The sequence below is a fragment of the Roseateles sp. P5_D6 genome, from assembly GCF_054049415.1.
Genome location: NZ_JBFUMK010000015.1, coordinates 13,346 through 27,431 on the forward strand (window position 1 = coordinate 13,346; position 14,086 = coordinate 27,431).

12 protein-coding genes are annotated in these 14,086 nt (G+C 68.7%); 2 read left to right on the plus strand and 10 right to left on the minus strand.

Going from position 1 to position 14,086, the window contains the following annotated elements; genetic code table 11:
- Positions 1 to 2: 2 nt before the first annotated feature.
- The 10 genes from ACXJKM_RS19835 to ACXJKM_RS19880 form a co-directional block, all read right to left on the minus strand.
- Positions 3 to 827 carry a class I SAM-dependent methyltransferase gene (locus tag ACXJKM_RS19835; RefSeq protein WP_457354588.1) on the minus strand — a complete coding sequence of 275 codons (825 nt, stop codon included), beginning with the start codon at positions 825 to 827 and terminating at the stop codon, positions 3 to 5.
- Positions 824 to 3,259 carry a radical SAM protein gene (locus ACXJKM_RS19840; protein WP_457354590.1) on the minus strand — a complete coding sequence of 812 codons (2,436 nt, stop codon included), beginning with the start codon at positions 3,257 to 3,259 and terminating at the stop codon, positions 824 to 826. Before ACXJKM_RS19840 ends, ACXJKM_RS19835 begins: the two co-directional genes overlap by 4 nt.
- Entirely contained in the window at positions 3,243 to 4,880 is a 1,638-nt protein-coding gene (locus ACXJKM_RS19845) for a B12-binding domain-containing radical SAM protein (protein ID WP_200955280.1), read from the minus strand. The genes ACXJKM_RS19840 and ACXJKM_RS19845 overlap by 17 nt, the downstream gene beginning before the upstream one ends.
- Positions 4,881 to 4,905: 25 nt before the next feature.
- Positions 4,906 to 5,988 (minus strand): hypothetical protein, encoded by a 1,083-nt coding sequence (locus tag ACXJKM_RS19850; protein ID WP_056197306.1) that lies wholly within the window; start codon positions 5,986 to 5,988, stop codon positions 4,906 to 4,908.
- Positions 5,985 to 6,434 carry a hypothetical protein gene (locus tag ACXJKM_RS19855; protein WP_457354593.1) on the minus strand — a complete coding sequence of 150 codons (450 nt, stop codon included), beginning with the start codon at positions 6,432 to 6,434 and terminating at the stop codon, positions 5,985 to 5,987. The genes ACXJKM_RS19850 and ACXJKM_RS19855 overlap by 4 nt, the downstream gene beginning before the upstream one ends.
- Before the next feature lie 73 nt (positions 6,435 to 6,507).
- Positions 6,508 to 7,218, minus strand: a complete 711-nt coding sequence (locus ACXJKM_RS19860) for a TorF family putative porin (RefSeq protein WP_457354595.1) — start codon at positions 7,216 to 7,218, stop codon at positions 6,508 to 6,510.
- Positions 7,218 to 8,423, minus strand: coding sequence for a S8 family peptidase (locus ACXJKM_RS19865; protein WP_457354597.1), 1,206 nt, complete (start codon positions 8,421 to 8,423; stop codon positions 7,218 to 7,220). The genes ACXJKM_RS19860 and ACXJKM_RS19865 overlap by 1 nt, the downstream gene beginning before the upstream one ends.
- Positions 8,420 to 9,031, minus strand: a complete 612-nt coding sequence (locus tag ACXJKM_RS19870; protein ID WP_457354599.1) for a zf-HC2 domain-containing protein — start codon at positions 9,029 to 9,031, stop codon at positions 8,420 to 8,422. Before ACXJKM_RS19870 ends, ACXJKM_RS19865 begins: the two co-directional genes overlap by 4 nt.
- Positions 9,031 to 9,666 carry an RNA polymerase sigma factor gene (locus ACXJKM_RS19875; protein WP_457354601.1) on the minus strand — a complete coding sequence of 212 codons (636 nt, stop codon included), beginning with the start codon at positions 9,664 to 9,666 and terminating at the stop codon, positions 9,031 to 9,033. The genes ACXJKM_RS19870 and ACXJKM_RS19875 overlap by 1 nt, the downstream gene beginning before the upstream one ends.
- Positions 9,667 to 9,754: 88 nt before the next feature.
- Positions 9,755 to 11,965, minus strand: a complete 2,211-nt coding sequence (locus ACXJKM_RS19880; protein ID WP_457354603.1) for a hypothetical protein — start codon at positions 11,963 to 11,965, stop codon at positions 9,755 to 9,757.
- Between the two features lie 92 nt (positions 11,966 to 12,057).
- Between ACXJKM_RS19880 and ACXJKM_RS19885 the strand changes: the two genes are divergently transcribed.
- Together ACXJKM_RS19885 and ACXJKM_RS19890 are read left to right on the plus strand one after the other, a co-directional pair.
- Positions 12,058 to 13,236: an MlaE family ABC transporter permease gene (locus ACXJKM_RS19885; protein WP_457354605.1), complete on the plus strand. Its 1,179-nt coding sequence runs from the start codon at positions 12,058 to 12,060 to the stop codon at positions 13,234 to 13,236.
- Position 13,237: 1 nt separating this feature from the next.
- Positions 13,238 to 14,086 carry an ABC transporter ATP-binding protein gene (locus tag ACXJKM_RS19890; protein WP_457354607.1) on the plus strand — a complete coding sequence of 283 codons (849 nt, stop codon included), beginning with the start codon at positions 13,238 to 13,240 and terminating at the stop codon, positions 14,084 to 14,086.

A 14,086-nucleotide genomic window follows, 5' to 3' on the forward strand; every position in this document is an offset into this window, starting at 1 on the left:
CGTCACCGCCTGCGCCATTGGATCAACGCGTGGTCTGCCAGATGGGCGCCCCAGGCCGCCGTGAGCCAGCGGCGCTCGATCCGTTCCATCAGCGCCAGCCAGCGCGGTGCACGGCGGGCCAGGGGCTCCAGGTAGGACGGCGGCACCGCCAGCCCGACCGGGCGCACCCGTTCTTGCCGGAAGTGCTCACCCAGCGCGCACTGCATGTCGCCCACACCGTGGTACCAGACCGACAGCGGCGGTTGGCCGGCGCCCAGTTGGGCCGGCACCGGCCCGCCGCGCCAACGCCGCATGGCGCGGCGCGGCTGCAGGTGCAAAAAGGCCCACGCGGTTTCCCACAGGCACAAGCGCGGCATCACGACGACGATGACCTGCCCCTGTGGCGCCAGGCAGGCAGCCAGCGGCGCGGCCAGCGCCCGCAGCGCCTCGGGCGACACGCAGTTCAGGCCGCCGAAGTTGGAGAACACGAGGTCGAACGGGCCACCCAGGTCCTGCGCCCTCACCTCACCGGACGCCAGCGCTTGCAGGTCCAGCTGCCGCGTCTGCACCAGAAGACCGAGACCACCACGTTCGAGCTTGTCGCGGGCCACTCGCAACATCTCGCCCGACACGTCGGTGGCTACCACGCGATGACCGGCGCGGGCCATGTGCAGAGCGTCCTCGCCCGTGCCGGAGTTCAGCTCAAGCACCGAGCAGGGCCGACCGTGCTGGCGCAGGCAGTCGTCAAGAACCTCCCAGACCATGCGGCGCTGCGCGGCGCCCACCAGGCTGTGGGTGAAATCACGGTCGTAGTCGACCGCCATCACGTCGAAGGCGGCTGCACTCATGGTGCCACCGCCGGTGCAGGTGCCGGCAGACGCTGTTCGCGCCCCATGCCGATTCGGGCGGTAAGCAGCGCGGGCGTGGCGCGCAGCAGCGAGGCCAGCGCACGAAGCCTGCCCCCGCGGCTGGGCGCCGGTAGCCGCCCGCGCAACACTGCCCAGCAACGCCCGATCTGGAAGCGCCGCGACGTGTAGACATGCAAGTGCCGGTAGAACGCCGGAGAAAAGGTCCCGGGGAACATCAGCGCGAGGTCATTGCTGTGAAGCCAGTGGGTCTTATGTCCCATCTGGGCCTTGACGCGGTCGTGGAAGACGGTGCCCGGCAGCGGGTAGGACACCGAAATGCCAATCTGATCGGGCTGCAGATCGTCCAGCATCTGGTGAGTTAGCTGAATGTCGTCGGCCGTCTCGCCGAGGTAGCCAAACTGCAGGAACAGCGCGGGCTTCACGCCCTGCTGCTTCAGCGCATGCACAGCGCCGTCGATCTGCGGCCGCTTGATGCCCTTGTCCATCGCATCGAGGATGCGCTGCGAACCGCTCTCGGCGCCGATCCAGGCCGTCTCCAAGCCAGAGCGGGACAATGCCTGGAGGTCGTCGGCATCGCGCAGCACCAGATCGGCGCGGGTCTGGATGGTGTAGCGCAGCTTCAGGCGGCGCTCCTGCACCAGCGCGGCGAAGCGCTGCGCCCAGCCCGGCTTCAGCCCGAACAGATCGTCGGTGATCCAGAAGTGGTCGGCACCGTAGCGTCGCACCAGCAGCTCCAGCTCATCAACCACCTGCTCCGGGGAACGGACGGTGTAGCGTTTTCCATAGAGCGGCTTGGCGCACCAGTTGCACGCGTAGGGGCAACCGCGTGTGGTGGCGACGTTCAGCGAGAAGTGGCCATGCCGACGTTCCCAGACCTCCCGGTAAGGCTCCAGATCGACCAGGTCCCATGCCGGAGGAGGCAGGTGATCGAGGTCGGTGATGGGTGCGCGCACCGGCGATCTCGCCAGACGGTCGTCCTCCAGATAGGCCAGCCCTGGGATGTCGGCCCACGGTCGGCCGTCACGCCAGGCCCCCAGAACGTCAGCCAGCGTGGCCTCGCTTTCGCCGCGCACCACAACGGTCGCGCCGGCGCGCAAATAGGGTTCGGGGAAGTCGGTGGCATCAGAACTGCAAACGACGACCCGTGCCCCAAAGGCACGCGCCAGGCGCACCATCTGCAAGGCCGCTTCGCGCATGCGGTCCAGGCACATCTTGGTCAGATAGTTGAAGCCGTCCTCCTGCAGCACCACGAACTCCGGGCGTTCCTGCTCTAACCGACAGAGGAAGGACAGTTCACTTTCAGCGAGCCCCGCATCGAACACATGCGTCTTGAAGCCCAAACTGCGCACCAGCCCGGCCGCGTACAAGGTGCCCAGGGGCGGATACGGCTTGCCCGCCTGCCACTGCTTGGGATCGAGCCGGTAGTAGTAGGCCGAGGCGACCAATACGGTGTCGTCGACGGTGTGGCGCGTGATGGCCCCGCCCGCCTGCCGCTGCAATCGGTCCAGATTCGCCTGATAGCGCTCAAGAATGCGGTACTTCCACTCCGAGGTATGGAGCTTGGCCACATCGCGGCTGAGCTCCATGCTCCGCCGCGCCGTCAGAGATGACAGCTGCGCAATATTGCGACGGAGCCGTCGGTGGATCAGCTTCCACGCGCACCAGTCCAGCAACGCGCCCAGCACCCCTCCCAATGCCATCTCGCTGAAACGGCGACCAGTCGTACGCGCTGGCTCTGCCGGCCTCTGCAGCACTGCCCGGTTCGGCAGGTAGTCGTCCACCCAAGAGTTGGCCTTTTGCAGGTGCGTCAGCGAATCACACCCCGCCACGGGATACAGCGTGGCCAGCTCCATCGCCGTGAAGGCGTCGCGCCGCTCAAGTGCCAGCTTGTGGCCAGCCAGCAGGTAGTTCGAGCACAGCATCTGCGGTGCGGGCAACTTCTGGCGGTAGAAGCGCAACAAGACGTAGACCAGCCACAACCGCCCCGGCCGCGTGATGATCAAGAAGTCAAAGTCCCCGTCCTCGGCCAGCGACCGCTTGGACAAGGATCCGGAAATGGCCACGCCATCCACGAAGGGCAGGCGCATCAGGCCACGGCCCACTTCCAGCGCTTGAGGCATGGCCGCGTCGGCACGGTCGCGGTTGGCTGACCAGCGCGCAATCGGATCGTCCATCTCGGCGATCCAAAACCATCGGTCATGGCTGGCCACCAGGCCAGCCGTTTGCAACCGCTGCAGCGCACTCGCCACCTCGCTGATCGGCACGCCCGGCGTGTCAAGAAATCGCCAGACCTCATCGGCGGACAGCGGGCTGTTGAACACCTGGCGATATGCCAGTGCCCTCAGCACCGCTTGCTGGGCCGCATCCAGCGAGGGTATCTGTGCCGTCACGGCTTCAGTTGGCTTCAGCATAGAACCCCTCCACCTCGGGACGCGTGTATCGGCGCAGGCGCTGCAGCGCCTTCAATTCCAGCGGCCGCCTGTACAGGCCGCTCCAGTACCGCGGCAGTGACGCCAACTGCATCATTCGGCGGCCCCATTCGCCCAGGGTGAAATCCGTGCGCGTCGGGTAGCGGGCGTTGATCACCGTCTCGAAATCATGGATGTGGCGCACCATTGCGGTCGTCAGCCACGGTGTCAGCGGATTGCGATGCAAGTCGAAGGACTCCCATGACGGGCTGACCCATTCCTCCAGCGTGCTCGGGAAGCGGAATCCCGCGGCCTGGCTGTGCTGCTGCAGCGTGCTGCCCTCGGTGGGCACCGGGCTGTAGATGTAGAGGATGATTTCGGTCGCCGGGCTCTGGTCTTTCAGGCGCCGGATGAAGCTGATGTCGCGGTGGATCTGCGCCCAGACCTCGGCCTCGGTGGGCCGGGGAAAGCCCAGCACGAACGAATACTCGGGAATGATGCCGAACGACAGCAGGCGGGCGGCGAACCGCAGGATCTGCTCGCCTGACTGGCGCCCACCCTTATCGACCATGGCCAGCACTTCGTCGTCGCCGCTTTCGGCGCCGAAGAAGATCATGCGGCAGCCCGCTTCGCGCATCAGCGACAACGTCTCGTCGCTGTAGCGGTCCAGCGTGTCGATGCGACCTTCGCCCCACCAGGTCACGCCCTGCCCACGCATGCGCTCGGCGAAGGCGCGCACGCGTTTCTCGGCAACAAAGAAGTTGTTGTCGGTGAATTCGATGGCATCCACGCCATGCATGTCGCGCATCTGCAGCACGTCGTCGGCGACAAGCTCGGCCGAGCGCGCCACCCAGCGGCCTTGGTAGAGCGGTACCACGGCGCAGAACGCGCACATGAACGGACAGCCCATGCTGGTGTGCATGGCATGGGTCCGGCGGCCAAGGAAGGTGCGCGGCAGATAGCGTTTGATCGGATGACGCCGGGCCAGCAGTTTCAGCGGCAGTGATGGCTGACTGTCGAGGTTCGGCAGCGGGGCCTTGCCGGTGCGCACCACTTCGCCACTCCGCTGGAAAATCAGCCCGGGGATCTGGTCGGGCGAACGGCCCGCGCACAACGCCGCCAGCAATGCCGGCAGTGAACCCTCGCCGGCCGATTGCACGACGTAGTCCACCCAGCCCGACTGAAGGACGGCCTGCGGATGGTTGGATGGAAAGTAGCCGCCCCAGATCGTGACGACCAGGGGAAAGTGCTCGCTAACCTGGCGAGTGATCGGCACCGCCTGCCGCAACTGCGGTCCAGGCATCACCGTACAGCCGAAAAAACCGAATCGCCCGGAAGCCAGCAGCCTCTCGATCACCACCCAGGGATCTGGCTCGAGGTTGCCGTCGACCAGCTCGACGTCATAGCCGTCGCCCAGCGCCGCCGCAATGTGCAGCAAGCTGTTGGGTACGCGGCCTGTGCGGGTCGCCCAGGGGTTAAACAGCAGAATGGCTGGCTTAGGCCGCAGCGTCGGGACGGCGGCGGAGGCAGCGGCACCCCCAACCGCCGGCGACGAGCCTTTGCGCCTCCCGTAGAAATGCATCGGCACACCCACCGCCGCTTGCACCTCGGGATCGGCACTCACGCCCGCCGTCTTTGGGCCGATGACGCTAGAACATTCCATGCAGTTCGACAAAGCTTTGCCGCCGGTTGTCGATGGCGTTCTGCGGGATGCCACCAAACTTGCGATAGCCCGCGCGCAGCTGCGCGAAGGCGAAGGGCGTGTACTCGTAGACGAGGCTGTAGCGCACCTTGTTGTCGTGGGCCACACGGCGGTCAGGGTCGAGGTACTCACCGGTGAGCTTGAGGTTGTGGCCCTGCTGCACCAGCCAGTTGGCCTCCAGCAGCGTCGCGTATTGCTTGCGCTTGCCCTCGGGGTAGCCGGCGTCGCTGACCATGTCGATCTCGGCCAGCCAGGCCACCGGCCCGGTCGTCGTGCCGGCAAAGAGGCCGTAAGCCTGGCGGTTGCCTGCCGCCGACTTGACCTGCGCGGCCGCTGCGCCGACGCGGCCCCAGGGCTGCATCCAGATGGCCTGGGCCGTCGTCTGGTGGCCGTTGGAATTGCCCGTGTTGCCTGGGCCGTTGCTGCGCACGAGCTGCAGGGACCAGTCATCGCTCTCGTGCCCCAGCTCAAGGCCCTTGTCGGGCACGGTCATGCTGACCCCGCTGAGCTGGCGCACGAAGGCCAGGCTGTCCTGCAGGCGCCAGCCAAAGGGCAGGTAGAACTGGCCGGCCTTGGCATACCAGCCCAGGCCGGGCGTCTGCAGGCGCACATAGGCCTCCTGGCGCTCGGACTTGCCGGGCGCGACCTGCTGATCGAGGTAGGCGCCGAGGTAGTCCTTGATGAGCTGCACGTCGGCGTACAGGCGCACCTGCTCGGTACCGCCGACGCTGCGCGTGGGCTGGCCCGAGACGGAGGTGCGCGTTGTCGCTGTGCGCAGGTCGCCGCCCAGACGCAGGCGATCGTCCAGCAGCGAGCCGGTCCAGCCCTGCAGTGCGTCGGGCAAAGCGTTGGCCGGGATGACGTTCTGCGCGAAGGTGTTGCCCACCGCATTGCGCAGGCCGCCGCCCGAGGGGTTCACATGGCAGGCCACGCATTTGAGGCCGGCGCGGATGGCGAGATAGGGCTCGGCCTTTACGGCCGAGAACAGCAGCGCGAGGGCCAGGCCGAGAAGCAGTCGTGCGGCCATCATTTCTGGGCTCCGTTGTTGATCCATTGGCGGATCAGGCCGATGGTCTGGGCATCCAGATAAGGGCCGCCAAGCGGCATGCGCGCACCGACGGCCTGGTGGCCTTCGAGCTTGTGGATCAGGTAGCTGTTGTCCGCATCGCCCGGCGCCACGCGCTTGAGCGCCGGCACGCCGCCGCTGGATACACCCACCAGCATCGAGAAGCTGTTGGTCGCGTCCAGCCGCAGGCCGCGGGGCGCGGCTGCGCCGGCGTGGCAGGCCGTGCAGACGGGCGTGAAGACATGCGACTGGATGGAGCTGAAGCTGGCCGTCATCGGGCCGCTGGGGTCGTCGCCCTCGCCGAGCGGCCGGCCGTTGGCGTCCAGCCCTTCACCGCTGCCGCCGCCGCAGCCCGCGATCAAAGCGGCTGCAGCGCCCAGCGCAGCCACCCATGGTTTCGAGATCCTCATCACTGCCCTTTCCTGGCTTCACTGCGGCGTGAGTGCCAGCGCCTGCAGCGCAGGTTCAAGGCAAGCTAGGGATTCAGAACGCGGTCGTCAGGCCGAGCACCAGCGCGCGCCGGCGTGTCGCGTCCGTCCAGGTGTAGGGGCCGCCGCGGCCGGCTGCTGTCCAGGCAAGCTGCAGATCGCTGCTCGCGCCGAGTTGCCAGGACGCACCCAGGCGCAGGTCCGCACGCGTCGCGCCATGCGGCTCGGCATAGGGCGAGGCCCGGCCGCCGCGGCCGTGCAGCAGGCCGACATGCCCCAAGGCCGCCACGCCCCGCGCCAATGGCCAGCGCAGGTTGAATTCGGCATAGACGCTGCGCTGGCCGATGCCGTAGTAGTCGGGCGAGACATAGGCGCGCAGGTTCCAACGCTCCCCCAGCAGGCCGGCATAGACCTCCTGGTAGTCGTAGCGCGACACGTTCTCGTAGGCGTGCGCGACGATGCCGGCCTCGCCGTCCAGGCCCGGCGCCAGGCCGATGACCCGGCCGCCATAGAGCTGCAGCGCGGCGCCACGCCGCTGGGAAAAGCGGGCATGCGCCAGCTGTGCGCCGCCATACCAGCCAGCCTCGCCGTCCCAGGCCAGGCCAAGCTGGGCGCTGGGACGGTTGGCGCTGTAGGACATGCCGCGCTCCCGCGCATCCGTCTGCAGCGACAGCGTGCCGCCCACGTCGGCCCAGGCTGCGCCCGCGCCGGCCAGCAGCGTGGCGACCAGCGTCGTCAGTCGGGCCAGGTGCGCGGGGGGAAACATCAATCGGCAGTTTGCCCCAGCATCGTGCAGGTTGGGCCGCGAGTGCCGGCGTGGCGGGCCAGCGTCGCGCAGCTGTCGATGCGGCCCTGGGTGGTGTTGACCAGGGCCGTCTTCAGCGCCAGGGTGCCGCGCGTGCCGTCGAGCTCGCGCACCAGGGCGAGCAGGCCGGTCGCATGCGCGGCCGCGAAGGACGATCCCGATACCAACGACCAGCCACCGCCCACGGCCGTGCTGGGCACGTCACGCCCCGGCGCGATCACGGCGCCTGCGGGCAGTGGCGGCGCGAGGCCGACGACGAGCACGCCGGGATGGTTGGCCGGAAAGGGCCCGTTCTCGCTCGGCATCGCCGCGACCACGGTGGCGCCGCGCGCCTGGGCCTGGTCCAGCAGCAGCGCGAGCAGGCGGTCGTCCGGCCCGCCGAGGCTCATGTTGATGATGTGGGCACCCTGCTGGATGGCCGCGTACAAGGCCTTGGCCAGGCCCAGGCTCGTGCACAGCGTCTGAGTGCCAGCCGCCTGCCAGCAGGCACGCAGGGCCAGCAACCGGGCCTGGGGCGCGATGCCGGCGATGCCCAGGCCGTTGTCGGCCCGCGCCGCGATGATGCCGGCCACCGCCGTGCCGTGGCCTTCAGCCGGCGGCGCCTTGTCGTCGACGAAGTTCTCGTTGAGGGCGACCTGGCCGGCGAGGTCGGGGTGGCCGGCCTCCACGCCGCTGTCGACGATGGCCACACGCACGCCGCGGCCGGTGGCCAACTGGTGCAACTCGGCCAGATGCCACTGGCGCGCGGCCGGCTGGGCGAGGTAGAGGGGCTCCTGTTGGCTGCTCTGGGCGCGATAGAGGCTGACCGGCTGGGCCCAGGCGACACGCCTGTCCTCGGCCACAGCCTCGGCGACCTTCGCCGAACTGCGCGTGTCCCCCTCGGGCAGGCGCATGACGAAGCAGTCCACGCCGGCCAGCGGCATGGCCCATTCGCTGCGTATCTCCAGCTTGTGGGCCTGGGCCAGCGACTGGGCGACCTGCTGGCGCGACTGCCGGCCCACGCCCTCGCCATAGGTGCCCGCATAGCTGCCGTCGGGCCGGTAATGAGCCTTGGGCAACTGCAGCATGACGAGGACCTGGCGCTGGGCGTCCTCGGCCTGGGCATGGGCGCCACCGCCGGTCAGGCAGCAGGCCAGCAGCACCAGCAAGCGCAGCCAGAGTCTCATTGAGCCGGCCCCGGTTGCAGCGGCTCGGCCAGGGCGACGATGGGAGCCGTGCGCAGGGCGGCGAGGCCCCGGGCGTCGACACGCAGCAGCCAGGCGCCGGTCTCGGTGGGCCCGGCGACGACACCGGCGCCCTGGGCCTGCAGCAGTTCCCGCACCGCCTTCTCGGTGGTGCCGGGCTTGAACATCACCAAGGCATCCGCCACGACCGGCACGCTGCCGCTGGCGGACAGGCCCTGGTAGGCCGGCTCGTCGGAGCGCGGCGCCAGCACCAGGGCCAGCAACAACGCGACGGCCGCACCTTGCAGGCCCAGGGCCCAGGGCATCCAACGCGCCGCACGGGCAGGTTTTGGCTTGGCAAGCTGCATCAGCGCATGCATCTTCGCCAGCCCCGCCTCGACGTCACCGCCCTGCAGCGGCGTACCGGCCACGTTCAGCAGCGTCTGCATGGGCTGCTCGGCTGCCAGCTCGTTGCGGCAGGCGGTGCAATGCAGCAGATGGCGTTGCACCTGGCCGGTCTCATCCTCGCCCAGCTGGCCGCGCGCATACCAGGGCAGCAGCGCCTGCACGGCGGCATGCTCGTCATGTTCCATCGGAATCACCACACTCATCACAGTTCTCCTTGCTCCAACCCGGCGAGATCGTCGAGCAGGAGGCGCAGCCGGCGCCGGGCATAAAACATCCGTGTCTTGACGGTCTCGGGCGGGCAGCCGACGACATCGGCGATCTCGGCATAGGCCATGTCATGGAAATAGCACAGCTCCACGACGGCGCGGTGCTCCGGCGACAGCTCGGCCATCGCTGCGCGCAGCCGGCCGCGCAGCTGCTCCAGCCCCAGGCGCTGCTCGGGTCCTGGCCCGGGGTCGGTCGGCTCCTCGACGCTGTCGCCGTCCACCGGCAGGTCCTGGCGGCTCAGGGCCTTCAGCGCCTTGCGGTAGCCGATGCCGAAGATCCAGGTCGACAGCTTGCTGCGCCCGTCGAAGCTGTCGGCGCGCTGCCAGACGACCATCAGGGTGTCGTTCAGCACCTCCTCGATGGCTTCCGGCTGGCGCATCAGATGCGACAGAAAGCGCCACAGCCGGGGGTGGTAAACCCGATAGAGGGCGTCGAATTCCGCCCGCTGCCCGCGCTTGATGCCCTCCAGCAAGGCCAGTTCCAGCACCTCGGCCGCCGGCCCGCGGGCAGAAGCAGCCGGGGCCGACGGGGCGTCATCGCGCTTTTTCCTGATGCTGGGCCACTTCAACATGCTCGCCACACGGGGTTCCATTGCGTATGAGTCCCGGCTCGGTGCCAGGAGGTTCAAAGCGATGGTAGCGAGCCCCCGGCTCAGGGGGCTAGGCCAGGCCGGCCAACGTCATCTCATGCAGCCAGTGCGATTCGGCAAAGCCCTTGGTGTCATAGAGCTTCTTCAGGCGCACGGTGGGTACGGGCAGCTTGCAGGTGGCCGCGGTGAAGTTCTGCTCGCCCTTGCCTTCCTTCCAGGCCGACTGCCAGACCGTCGCCAGCGTGACGGCGCCGTCGGCCATGCGGTTCATGGTGCGCTCACCCAGTGCGGCCCACATCGCCGCCGACTGGCCACGGCCATGCACCCGGCGGTAGACCTCGAGCACCTCCTCGGGCGGCAACTCCTCGATGGTGCGGCGCATCAGCTGCACGACGGCGTCCGCCGCCGCCATGGGGCCTGTGAACAACGGGCGCTTCACCGCCGCACCCACGCGCTGCTTGACGCCGACCACCACCTCGTCGGCGGCCTGGTTCAGCATGTCGTCCTCGTAGACGGCATGCACCTTGTCGTCGTCGGCGTCGTCCGGCTGGCCATGGTGCAGCTGCGAGACATGCAGGGGCTGGCAGGCGTCGCCAATGTAGTGGGCCAGCACGCCGGCGGCACAGACGTAGGCGTCGAGCTGCTTGGCGGCAGCGGCCTGCACCATGACCTTGTAGAGCTCGGCAACGCGAAACGGCAGCGCGCCACGGTGCGCGGGTTTGCGGGCGGGGTCGATGCTGCTGTAGAACTGGTCCCACACCTGCGGGTCGCGCGACGCCGGGTCCTGCTGCCAGAGCTGGATCAGCGTCCTGCCCTGGAAGGCGGGCCCGCGGCCGGGCTCGTCCATGTCAGCGAAGTGGTTGGCCTTGTCCTTGCCTCGGGTGCTGCGCCAGACCAGGTCGGGCACATCGGCCAGGGCGATGAATTTCGATGTCTGCGTGGCGCCGGGCAGCTTGCCGGCGGTGATGTCCTCGTCGCTGACGCCGATGGCCGTCGCATTGGCCTTGAAGACGGCCTTGGCCTTGGCCGTCTGCAGCGCGAAGCAGGCGGCATAGCCGATGTTGTAGTGGCCGACCTTGCCCCAGTAGCGGCTCTGGCCGCTGCGCCAGTCCTCGACGAGCTCGACATTCAGCGCCTTGCACAGCGAGCTGAAGCCGGTGGCCAGCGCGAATTCGGTGGCGCGGTTCGAATGCAGGGCGCCGAAGCCATGGCCGCCCCATTGCACGGCCAGCGGCCGGAAGTTCACCGGCGCAGGGGCGCCCTGGTCCTTGGCGGTGCGGTCGGCCACCTCGTCCCAGAACCACACGGCACCGGAGTCGCCCGGGCGCGTCTGCACGGTCTGGCCCGGCCGGCGCGGGCCGATGAGGAATTCCGCCAGCGCGTCCACGCCGCCCACGCTGGCATGGCGGTAGAACAGCCCGTGCACGCAGCCCTCGGTGCGGATTCCACCCGGCAGCTCCGTGAACAGCGGGCAGCCGATCAGGTTGAGGCTCATCTTGTCGGAGCTCAGGTCGATGACGGGGCCGAAACCGCCGACGCCCAGGTACTGGGAATTGGTCGAGCCGATGCTGTCGAGCTTGACGAGGGCGGCGTCCAGCGTCAGCCGGGTATCGCGGCCGGCAAAGCCGGGGTAGATGTCGGCCAGCGGCAGCGCGTCGACGCTGCGCGACGTGATGTGCCCAATGCCGACCTTCTTGCCACGCGGCAGCGCAAAGACTGGCGCGCCGGGCTCGGTGCCCGAGGTCACGTGGCGGCTGACGAGGGCGAAGGCGCAGGCGCCGTCCTCGACGATGGCCGAGGCGACGCCCATGCGCGTCGCGCCCTGGTCGGCCACATGGACCTGGAAATTGGGGCCGAACTTGTCCGCCGCATAGAGAGCCGTGTCGGCCGGCGGCAGGTTGGCCATGCGCCGCTGCACGAGCACGGGGCAGGTGCGCACCTGGCGGCCGTCGGGCAGGTAGAGCACCGGCGGCACCGCCAGCTCGGGGTGGCGGGACAGCGTCTTGCGGTCCAGCCATTCGGTGACGAAGACCAGCACGCAGGGCCAGGACCAGGGCCGGAAATTGCTGTTGTCCAGCGTGCGGGGGCCGAGCTCCTTGCCGGTCTGCTCGGCATGCTCGTCGGCGTAGTTGGGGTCGTCCAGCCGGATGCGGTAGCGGCCCATGGCCGTGCCGATGACGGTCGGCAGGTTGGCGATGTGGACGTGGTACTGGTCGCGCGCTTCAAGCAGGTCGCGCACGCTCAGGGTGCGGGGGTCGGCGCGGCGGATGAAGCGGTCCATAAGGTCTTTCGCAGGGCGGATCAACGGCCGGACGCTATCAAGCCCCGGCCCCCGCCGCCTCATCAAGCCTTGGGAGGCGCTATCGTTGCACCATGAGCGAAGCCGGCGCCCTGCCCCTGGACACCCTGACCTCGGCCTGGGCCGGCGGCGCATCCGACGCCGAGCCGCAGTTGCAATCCGGCGGTGGCGAGACCGGCAGCGGCCGTGAATGGCGGGTCAGCGGTGACTGGACGGTGCTGGCCCTGCGCGAGCGCTATGTGGAATTCCGCCAGCGCGTGGCCGCCGCCGTCACCGAGACCCCCGATGCGCTGTGGGACCTGCGTGCCCTGGGGCGGCTGGACACCGCCGGCGCATTGACGCTGTGGCAGGGCTGGGGCCGCAAGCCGCCGCGGCGGCTGCTGTGGCTGCCCGAGCATGTGACGCTGTTCTCGCAGTTCATGCAGCCCGGCGCCTTCCCGAAGCGCAAGCGCAGCCTCGGCCCCGGGCTGGAACTGGCCAGCCTGAAGACCCTGGCCTTCGCCCGCCATGGCGTCGACATCGTCGCCCTCATCGGCCGCCTGCTGCTGGACTTCGTGCAGATGCTGCGCCACCCCTCGCTGATCGGCTGGCGCGAGATCTCGGCCAATGTCTACCGCACCGGTGCCCAGGCGCTGCCGATCACCGCCCTGGTGGGCTTTCTCGTCGGGCTGACGCTGTCCTACCTGATCTCGCGCCAGCTGAAGGCCTATGGCGCCGACATCTTCGTCATCAACATCCTCGGCCTGGCGGTACTGCGCGAACTGGGGCCGCTGCTGGCGGCCATCATCGTGGCCGGCCGCTCGGGCTCGGCGATGACGGCGCAGATCGGCGTCATGCGAGTCACGCAGGAGCTGGACGCGCTGTCGGTCATGGGCATCTCGCACACCGTGCGCCTGGTGGCGCCCAAGGTCATCGCGCTGGCCATCTCGCTACCGCTGGTGGCTCTGTGGACAAGCGGGCTGATGCTACTGGGTGGCATGACGGCGGCCAGCGCCCAGCTCAAGCTCGACCCGATGCAGTTCGTGCACATCCTGCCCAGTGTCGTCGAGCCGGTGAACCTGTGGCTGGGCTGGGTCAAGTCCATCCTCTTCGGCGGGCTGATCGCGCTGCTGGCCTGCCATTTCGGGCTGCGCGTGAAACCCAACACCGAGAGCCTGGGCCAGAGCGTCACGCAGTCGGTCGTCACGGCCATCACGCTGGTCATCGTCGTTGACGCGGTGTTTGCGGTTCTCTTCTCCAACCTCGGGGTCTGAAATGGACAACCCAGAACCCATCATCGAAGTCGAGAACGTGACCACGGCCTATGGCGGCCATGTCATCCATCGCAACCTCAACCTGACCGTGCACCGCGGCGAGGTGGTCGCGCTGATCGGCGGATCGGGCTCGGGCAAGACGACGCTGCTGCGCCTGCTGCTCGGCCTGGAGGTACCGCAGGCCGGCAGCGTCAAGATCTTCGGCCACCCCTTGGGCCGCTGCGCGGTGCGCGACCTGGAGTGCGTGCGCTACCGCTGGGGCGTGCTGTTCCAGGCCGGCGCGCTGTTCTCGGCGCTGAGCGTCTACGACAACGTCGCCCTGCCGCTGCGCGAGCTCAAGAGCGTGCCGGCCGACCTCGTCAAGCCGCTGGTCATGCTGAAACTGGCCCAGGTCGGCCTCAAGCCCGAGGACGCGTTGAAGCGCCCGGCCGAGCTGTCGGGCGGCATGGTCAAGCGCGTGTCGCTGGCGCGGGCGCTGATCCTTGACCCGCAGTTGCTGTTCCTGGACGAACCCACCGCCGGCCTGGACCCCGACAGCGCCAAGCAGTTCGTCAAGCTGCTGCGGCGCCTGCGCCAGGAGCTGGGCCTGACCGTCGTCATGGTCACGCACGATGTCGACACCCTGTTCGCCGTCGTCGACCGCGTCGCCGTGCTGGCCGACCAGCGCATCATCGCCAGCGGCCCACTGTCCGAGGTGGCGCGACTGCCGCATTCCTTTGTGCGCAATTTCTTCCTCGGCCATGTCGAGCGCTGCGCCGAGGAGGATGTGCGGCGCTTCCGCCTCAGCCTGGACGACACGAGCGATGAGGGCGGCATTCCCGCCGTCCTTCGCGAAGAACAAACCGCCTGA

Bases quoted from the DNA above. Each gene is read 5' to 3' on its own strand.
- ACXJKM_RS19835 (WP_457354588.1), bottom strand. From the start codon at position 827: ATGAGTGCAGCCGCCTTCGACGTGATGGCGGTCGACTACGACCGTGAT.
- ACXJKM_RS19840 (WP_457354590.1), bottom strand. From the start codon at position 3,259: ATGCTGAAGCCAACTGAAGCCGTGACGGCACAGATACCCTCGCTGGAT.
- ACXJKM_RS19850 (WP_056197306.1), bottom strand. From the start codon at position 5,988: ATGATGGCCGCACGACTGCTTCTCGGCCTGGCCCTCGCGCTGCTGTTC.
- ACXJKM_RS19855 (WP_457354593.1), bottom strand. From the start codon at position 6,434: ATGAGGATCTCGAAACCATGGGTGGCTGCGCTGGGCGCTGCAGCCGCT.
- ACXJKM_RS19860 (WP_457354595.1), bottom strand. From the start codon at position 7,218: ATGTTTCCCCCCGCGCACCTGGCCCGACTGACGACGCTGGTCGCCACG.
- ACXJKM_RS19865 (WP_457354597.1), bottom strand. From the start codon at position 8,423: ATGAGACTCTGGCTGCGCTTGCTGGTGCTGCTGGCCTGCTGCCTGACC.
- ACXJKM_RS19870 (WP_457354599.1), bottom strand. From the start codon at position 9,031: ATGAGTGTGGTGATTCCGATGGAACATGACGAGCATGCCGCCGTGCAG.
- ACXJKM_RS19875 (WP_457354601.1), bottom strand. From the start codon at position 9,666: ATGTTGAAGTGGCCCAGCATCAGGAAAAAGCGCGATGACGCCCCGTCG.
- ACXJKM_RS19880 (WP_457354603.1), bottom strand. From the start codon at position 11,965: ATGGACCGCTTCATCCGCCGCGCCGACCCCCGCACCCTGAGCGTGCGC.
- ACXJKM_RS19885 (WP_457354605.1), top strand. From the start codon at position 12,058: ATGAGCGAAGCCGGCGCCCTGCCCCTGGACACCCTGACCTCGGCCTGG.
- ACXJKM_RS19890 (WP_457354607.1), top strand. From the start codon at position 13,238: ATGGACAACCCAGAACCCATCATCGAAGTCGAGAACGTGACCACGGCC.